This window comes from Actinophytocola sp., assembly GCF_050699935.1.
In the GTDB taxonomy this organism is placed as follows: Bacteria; Actinomycetota; Actinomycetes; order Mycobacteriales; family Pseudonocardiaceae; genus Actinophytocola.
Window position 1 is genome coordinate 1 of the sequence record NZ_JBOHGB010000234.1, and the last position, 6,950, is coordinate 6,950.

General features: G+C 73.2%; 6 protein-coding genes. 2 read left to right on the plus strand and 4 right to left on the minus strand.

What is annotated here, in order from left to right; genetic code table 11:
* From ACRDTB_RS36595 to ACRDTB_RS36605, 3 genes are all read right to left on the minus strand, one after another.
* The coding region (locus tag ACRDTB_RS36595; RefSeq protein WP_431436839.1) for a transglutaminaseTgpA domain-containing protein at positions 1–1,936 on the minus strand (1,936 nt) is incomplete at its 3' end.
* A 46-nt stretch (positions 1,937–1,982) separates the two neighbouring features.
* Complete coding sequence (locus ACRDTB_RS36600) at positions 1,983–3,269, minus strand: DUF58 domain-containing protein (RefSeq protein WP_431436846.1); 1,287 nt, start codon at positions 3,267–3,269, stop codon at positions 1,983–1,985.
* Between the two features lie 16 nt (positions 3,270–3,285).
* Positions 3,286–4,395 carry an AAA family ATPase gene (locus ACRDTB_RS36605; RefSeq protein WP_431436841.1) on the minus strand — a complete coding sequence of 370 codons (1,110 nt, stop codon included), beginning with the start codon at positions 4,393–4,395 and terminating at the stop codon, positions 3,286–3,288.
* A gap of 497 nt (positions 4,396–4,892) precedes the next feature.
* Here ACRDTB_RS36605 and mraZ point away from each other — a divergent pair, with 497 nt between their 5' ends.
* Together mraZ and rsmH are read left to right on the plus strand one after the other, a co-directional pair.
* Entirely contained in the window at positions 4,893–5,324 is a 432-nt protein-coding gene (gene mraZ, locus ACRDTB_RS36610; protein ID WP_431436843.1) for a division/cell wall cluster transcriptional repressor MraZ, read from the plus strand.
* Positions 5,325–5,562: 238 nt separating this feature from the next.
* Positions 5,563–6,525 (plus strand): 16S rRNA (cytosine(1402)-N(4))-methyltransferase RsmH, encoded by a 963-nt coding sequence (rsmH, locus tag ACRDTB_RS36615; protein WP_431436844.1) that lies wholly within the window; start codon positions 5,563–5,565, stop codon positions 6,523–6,525.
* A gap of 145 nt (positions 6,526–6,670) precedes the next feature.
* On the opposite strand, the gene ACRDTB_RS36620 is transcribed toward rsmH, so the two are convergent.
* The coding region (locus ACRDTB_RS36620; RefSeq protein ID WP_431436845.1) for a hypothetical protein at positions 6,671–6,950 on the minus strand (280 nt) is incomplete at its 5' end.

Consider the following 6,950-nt stretch of genomic DNA (forward strand, 5'->3'; position numbering starts at 1 on the left):
CGACCACACCGGCCGCGATCGCCACGCCGGCCAGCGCGATCACCGCGAACCAGGGCCAGCTCGCCGAGTCGCCCTGCTGCTGGCCGTTCGCGCCCGCGCCGGCCTGGTCCTCCGGCTGCTCCTCCGGGTTCTGCGTCGGCCCGACCGGCGCGGAGGGCGCCGCCGAGCTGCGCTGGTTCTCCGGGTCGTCCTCCGGGCCGGACACGCTCTCGGCCTGGTACGGCGGCGTGTACGTCGTCCCGTCGGTCAGCGGCGTCGGGTCGAACTGCATCCAGCCGAGCTCGGGGAAGAACACCTCGACCCAGGCGTGCGCGTTCTGCGTGGTGATCGACCGGTAGTCGCCGGACTCGAAGCCGGCCGTGTAGCCCATCGCCACGCGGGACGGGATGTTCGCCGCGCGCAGCAGGATCGCCATCGACGACGCGTACTGCTCGCAGAAGCCGGACTTGCTGCGGAACAGGAAGTCCGTCAGCGCGTCCTCGTCGCTGCCCGTCGCGGTCTCGGTCTCGTAGGCGAACCCGTTGCCGGGCCCGAAGTAGTCCTGGATCGCCTGCACCTTGTCGAACGTCGACGCGCGGTCGGCGGTCAGCTCGTTGGCCAGCTGCCGCACCCGCGGGTTGATGTTGTCGTCGGCCAGGTACCGCGGGTCGACCTCGCCGCGGACCGCCCGGCGCGCGTCGCGCAGCTGCTCGGCGGTCGGCTGGCTGAGGTCGGCCTCCTCGACGTAGGTCGGCAGCGTCTGCTGGCCCGGGCCGTAGAGCATGCCGCCCACCGGGTCGTAGCGGACGCTCTCGGGCAGGTCGTGCATGCGTCGCGGGTTGCCGAACACCGGCGCCCACTTGTCCCTGGAGTTGACCGGCTCGATCTCGATCTCGACGGTGTCGGCCGACGGCCCGAAGGTCTGGCCGGCCGGCGGCGGCAGCGGCCGGTCGGCGGGAATGCCGTTCGGCAGCCGGTTCGCGCCGCGCCAGCCGCCGCTGCTGTCGTAGTCGCCGAGCGTCAGCGCGCGCATGTAGCGGGCCTCGTCGCCGAGGCCGCGGACCCGGAACAGCTCGACGTTGCCGTCCTGGTCGAGCATGCCGCGCAGCTGCGTGAACGGGTTGAGGCCCAGGCCGCCCTGCCCGCCGCCGCCCTGCCCGCCGGGCAGCTGGCCCACGGTGCCGATGAACGTGACCGTGCCGCCGGCGAACAACGCGATGGCGACCGCGCCGGACACGAGCGCGGCCGGCGAGCCGACCCCGCCGCCGGTGCCCTGCACGACCGGCCGGTTGCGCCACTGCTGGTGGCGGTGCGCGCCATCGACGGCCAGCAGGGCGGCGAAGGAGATCGCGCCGAGCACGAACGCCCACCACGGCAGCATCTCGTCGGCCAGGGAGGCGGGCACGGCGTAGACGCACAGCAGCACGAGCCCGCACGCGGCCGGCGTGCCGGCGGACACGGCGAGGGTGTCGACGAGGACGGCCACGAGCCCGATCGCGATGACCACCAGGCAGAGCACGGCCGGGATGGCGTCGACCGGTGGCACACCGGTCCGCACGACCTCGATCGAGGTGCGCAGGACGTCCCCGAGCTCCGCGAACGCCGCCGGACCGGGGAACAGGCCGAGGACGCCCTCGTCGGTGAACAGCGCGACGAGCAGGCACAGCAGCGCGAACATCTGGGCCACGCCGACCACCAGGATCGGCGTGCGCACCGCGCGGAGGCCGAGCCCGACCGCCGTGACCACGGTGACCGCGACACCCGCGTAGCCCCACCAGCGCATCCCGTCGATCACGCCGGCCAGCGCGAGCGACGCGCACAGCGTGGTCACGGCGGCGACGACCGGGGTGACGGTCATCGACCACTGCTGGGAGGTCAGCTCGTTGCCGGTGGTCGGGGGAGGCGGCGGCCCGGCCGGCGCCGGCGGGCCCGGTCGGCTCAGCGTGGGGGCGCTCACTGGTGGTCCCCGCGCGCGGTGCACGTCGGTGTGCTGGCGTTGGCGCTCACTGTCCTGCTCCGGTGATCATCGCGTCATAGCGGGTGCCGTGGGTGCGGCAGAGCGTGGCCCAGGTGGCGGTCATCGGGATGCTCGGGCGGGCGACCGTCACGCCCCAGCCCGCGCCGCGCAGCAGCGCGGTCGCCCCGTCGATGTCGGTGTCCTCGGCGCCCGGCGGCGCGCCGTCCGCTCCGGCCGCGCCCCAGGTCCCGGTGTCCAGCAGGACGGCCAGGCTGCGGGTGCCGCGCGAGCGCTGGCCGATGAGGTTGCTCAGCGACTCGGGCGTCGTCGCGCCGAGGATCGCGATCAGCTCCTGGCCGTGCCCGGGGTCGTTGAGCGCGCCGATCTCGTGCTGTGGCGTGGCCTGCAGCGCGGCGAGCGCGTCGAGCACGGCGTTGTCGTTGTGCGCGCCGTCGCCGGTGTCGCTGACGATCATCCGCCCGCTCTCGGTCACCAGTCGGATCCGCTGGCCGTAGCGGTGCAGGTGCAGGCAGATGCTCGCGGCGAAGGACACCGCCCACTCCATCGAGGACGCCCCGCCGGTGCCACGGTGTGCGCCGGCGCGGTGGTCGAGCAGCACGGTCGTGCCGCCTCGCCACGGGCGCTCCTCGACCCGCACCATCATCTCGTCGCGCTTGGCGGTGGACCGCCAGTGGACCTTCCGCAGGTCGTCGCCCTGCCGGTACGGGCGCACGATCGCGTCGTCCTCACCCTGGCCGGCCGCCAGCCGCACGGAGCCGTCGTCGCCCGAGCCCAGGCCGGAACCGCCGGGCACGCCGTGCAGCCGGACGATCCGCGGCACCACGACCAGCCGCGAGGTCTGCGCGAGGTCCCGCTCGAACTCGGCCAGCCCGAACGGATCGGTGATCGTCGCCTTGAGCGGGCCGAGCTGCTGGATGCCGCGCAGCATCGGCTGCACCGCGTACCGCAGCCGGGTGCCGGTGTGCCGGGGCAGGTGCTCGATGACGAACCGGGGCTTGCCGCCGAGGGAGTAGGGCACACCGTCGGAGACCAGCAGGCCGCCCGTGGGCAGGCGGCCTGTGCTGCGGATGTGCAGCGACACCTCGGCGCGCCCGCCCACCGGCACCCGGACCGGCACGATCTGGCGCTGCGCGTGCAGCCCGACTCGGGCCACCGCGGTCAGGAAGCACACGAGGAGCGGGAGAGCGACGACGAAGACCGACACGCGGAGCAGGTCGCGCTCGTTGAGGATGACCGAGCACAGCGCGGCGGCCAGCCCCGCGGCGAGCAGGCACCGCCCGCGCGTGGTCAACCCGGACAGCGCCCCGCGCACCGGCCGCGCCACTCGACTACCTGTTCCTGGTCCAGTGCGCGGTGGGGTCCGGTGCCGCCTGCGGCACGGGCACCCGCTGCACCAGCGAGCGGATCATCTCCGCGGTCGACCGGCGGCCGGCCTGCGCCTCCGGGGTCAGCACCAGCCGGTGCGCGAGTACCGGCACGGCCACCGCGTGGATGTCGTCGGGCACCACGAAGTCACGGCCGGACAGGGCCGCCTGCGCCCTGGCCGCGCGCACCAGGTGCAGGGTCGACCGCGGCGAGGCGCCGATGCGGATCTCGGGCAGCCGGCGGGTGGTGGACACGAGCTCGACGGCGTAGCGGCGCACGTCGGGGGAGAGCTTGACCGCGCGCACGATCTCGATCAGCCTGCGCACCTGGTCGGCGTGCGACACCGGCTGCAGGTCGGCCAGCGGGTTGTGGCCGGCGTGCTCGTCGACCATCGCGAGCTCGGCGGCCGGGTCGGGGTAGCCGATCGACACGCGTGCGGTGAACCGGTCGCGCTGAGCCTCCGGCAGCGCGTAGGTGCCCTCCATCTCGATCGGGTTCTGGGTCGCGATGACCATGAACGGCGCATCGAGATGGTAAGTGTGCGTGTCGACGGTGACCTGCTCCTCCTCCATGCACTCGAGCAGCGCCGACTGGGTCTTGGGGGAGGCGCGGTTGATCTCGTCGCCGACCACGATGTTGGCGAACACCGGGCCGGGGCGGAACTCGAACTCGTTGGTCTGGCGGTTGAAGATCGACACGCCCGTCACGTCGCTGGGCAGCAGGTCCGGGGTGAACTGGATGCGGCTGACGGTGCAGTCGATGGACCGGGCGAGGGCCTTGGCGAGCGAGGTCTTGCCGACGCCGGGCACGTCCTCGACGAGGAGGTGCCCCTCGGCGAGCAGCGTGACGAGCGCGATCCGGACCACTTCGGGCTTGCCCACGAGGACGCGTTCGACGTTGGCGGCGATGCGCTGCGCCGCGGCGTTCAGCTCGTCCAGCGACGAGCCGGGTCGGTAGTGGTTGTTGATCGCCTCCGGCGAGTGTCCCGCCGGCTGTCCTGAGTAGGGGTCTGCGCCGGGCGCTGCCGCGTAGGGGTTGCCGGGCAGCGCCGATGGCGGCGTACTGGACGTCACGCGACCTCCTGGTGCTCTTTCTTCGACGCAAGCCTTGTACGAAGTGTGTCAAACCGCTGAGAAGACGTGCGTTCCCCCATTGTCTACGCCTCTCGACCCGTTCGTGTTGCGGATCTTTTGAATCCGCGGCCCCGTGCACACGGCCCGCACACCGGCCCGCCGCGCGGTGCCGCCACACGGTGCCCGATTCTCCCCCCACTTGCCCCCACCGATGCGCCCTCGCGCGCCCCGTCGCCGTCCCGCCCGAGTCCGCGCGACCGCGGTTCGGGCTCGATCAGGCGTCGCGAGCCTCCCGCTCGAGCACCCCGGACGGGGGAGCCCGCCACGATCCCCCACCCGCCACCACGCGGTTCACCTGCGCAAACGTTGATCGTCTAGCGATCAACTTCGGTGATTCGACGTTGACTGTGGTGAAAAGTGGGGTACGGTGGCCGCAAGTGGGGCAGAAGGGGGCCTCATGACTGGCCCGCAGGGGCCGGTGGGGAGGTGAGTCGCCGATGTTCCTCGGCACGCACACCCCGAAATTGGACGACAAGGGGCGGCTCACGCTGCCTGCCAGGTTCCGAGACGCGCTCGCGGGTGGGCTGATGGTCACCAAGGGCCAGGACCACTGCCTGTACGTGTTCCCGCGCGGGGAGTTCGAGGAAATGGCACGCAAGGTGGCCGCGGCGCCCCTGACGAACGAGGCGGTTCGCGCCTACCAGCGGTACCTGTTCGCCGGCACCGACGAGCAGCGGCCCGATGGTCAGGGACGGATCGCGATCGCACCGGAGCTGCGGCGCTATGCCGGGCTCACCAAGGAGTGCGTGGTCATCGGTGCGATCACCCGCCTGGAGATCTGGGACGCGCAAGCGTGGCAGACCTACCTGGACGAGCACGAGGACAGCTACTCCCAGGCCGCTGAGGAGGTCCTCCCCGGGGTGTTCTGACCTCGGGCGCGCGTTCGGGATCCGGAGCGGCGGGCGGGTGCCGTGAGGCCTCGGTCCGCTCGCTTTCGGTCCTGGTGCACCTTCCCCGGTGCCAGGGCCGACGAGCGGGCGGGGACCTGGTGGCACCCGCCCAGTCGACTTGTCGGCTAGTCGTTTTGTCGGCCCGCCACCGTCGGCTCGTCGTCGTTGCCGTGTCGTCGTCGTGTCGTCGTGGGAGGCAGAGCGGAAGGGGGTGACCATGGCTGCCGCGCATGTTCCGGTGTTGCTGGATCGGGTGCTCGCACTGTTCGAGCCCGCGCTGTCCGGCGGCTCGGCGGTGCTCGTCGACGCGACGGTCGGGCTCGGCGGGCACGCCGACGCGCTGCTGTCCGCACACCCCTCGCTGACCCTGGTCGGCCTCGACCGCGACCCGGATGCCCTGGCCCGTTCCGGCGAGCGGCTGGCCCGGCACGGCGACCGCGTCCACCTCGTGCACGCCAGGTACGACGAGATGCCGTCCGTGCTGACCCGGCTCGGCCACCGCGCGACCGGCTCGGTCGACGGGGTGCTGATGGATCTGGGCGTGTCCTCCATGCAGCTCGACGTCGCCGAGCGGGGGTTCTCGTACTCGCGGGACGCGCCGCTGGACATGCGGATGGACTCGACCGCGGAGCTGACCGCGGCCGAGGTGTTGAACACCTACCCGGCCGAGGAGCTCGCGCGGGTCCTGCGGGACTACGGCGAGGAGCGGTTCGCGCGGCGCATCGCGGCCGCGGTGGTGACCGCCCGGGCCCGGGAGCCGTTCACCTACAGCGGGCGGCTGGTCGAGCTGCTGTACGAGACGGTGCCCGCGGCCAGCCGGCGGACGGGCGGGCACCCGGCCAAGCGGACGTTCCAGGCGCTGCGCATCGAGGTGAACGGCGAGCTCGAGGCGTTGCGCCGGGCGCTACCGGCCGCGCTGTCGGTGTTGCGGGTGGGCGGCCGGATCGTCGTCGAGTCCTACCACTCGCTGGAGGACCGGCTGGTCAAGCGCGCGCTGGTGGAGCTCGCGAAGTCGCGGACGCCGCCGGGGGTCCCGGTGGAGCTGCCGGGACACGGTCCGCAGCTGCGCCTGCTGACGCGCGGCGCGGAGCTGGCGGATGAGCAGGAGAAGGAGCACAACCCGCGGGCGGCCTCGGTACGGCTGCGCGCGGCAGAGCGGATTCTGGAGGCGGCAGCATGACGGCACCGACCCGGTCCAGGCCGACCCGTACCGCCACGCGCGGACGCTCCGACTCCGCCTCGCAACGGCGGCGCACCACCGATGCCGAGCCGGAACGACGCCGTACCGACCCGGCCGAGCGACGACGCACGGCAACGACCACAGATCAGCGCTCCGACCGAGCCGACCGAGCCGACCGCGCCGACCCGACGACCCGACGTCGTCGCACGGCCACGACCGCCGTGCGGGATGCGGACACGGCTACCACGCGGGGGCGTTCGGGCACCGCCGCGCGGGGTCGGTCGCGCGCGACCGCGCAGCGGCGGCGTTCGGACACGACCACCGAGCGGGCGCGTTCGGGCGCGACCGCCGCGCGAGGGCGCGCGGGCACGGTCACCGAGCGGGGGTTCGACTCGACCGTGCGGCGGTCCGGCACGGCGCTGGAG

Coding starts and splice junctions, on each gene's coding strand:
- mraZ (WP_431436843.1), top strand. CDS start 4,893: ATGTTCCTCGGCACGCACACCCCGAAATTGGACGACAAGGGGCGGCTC.
- rsmH (WP_431436844.1), top strand. CDS start 5,563: ATGGCTGCCGCGCATGTTCCGGTGTTGCTGGATCGGGTGCTCGCACTG.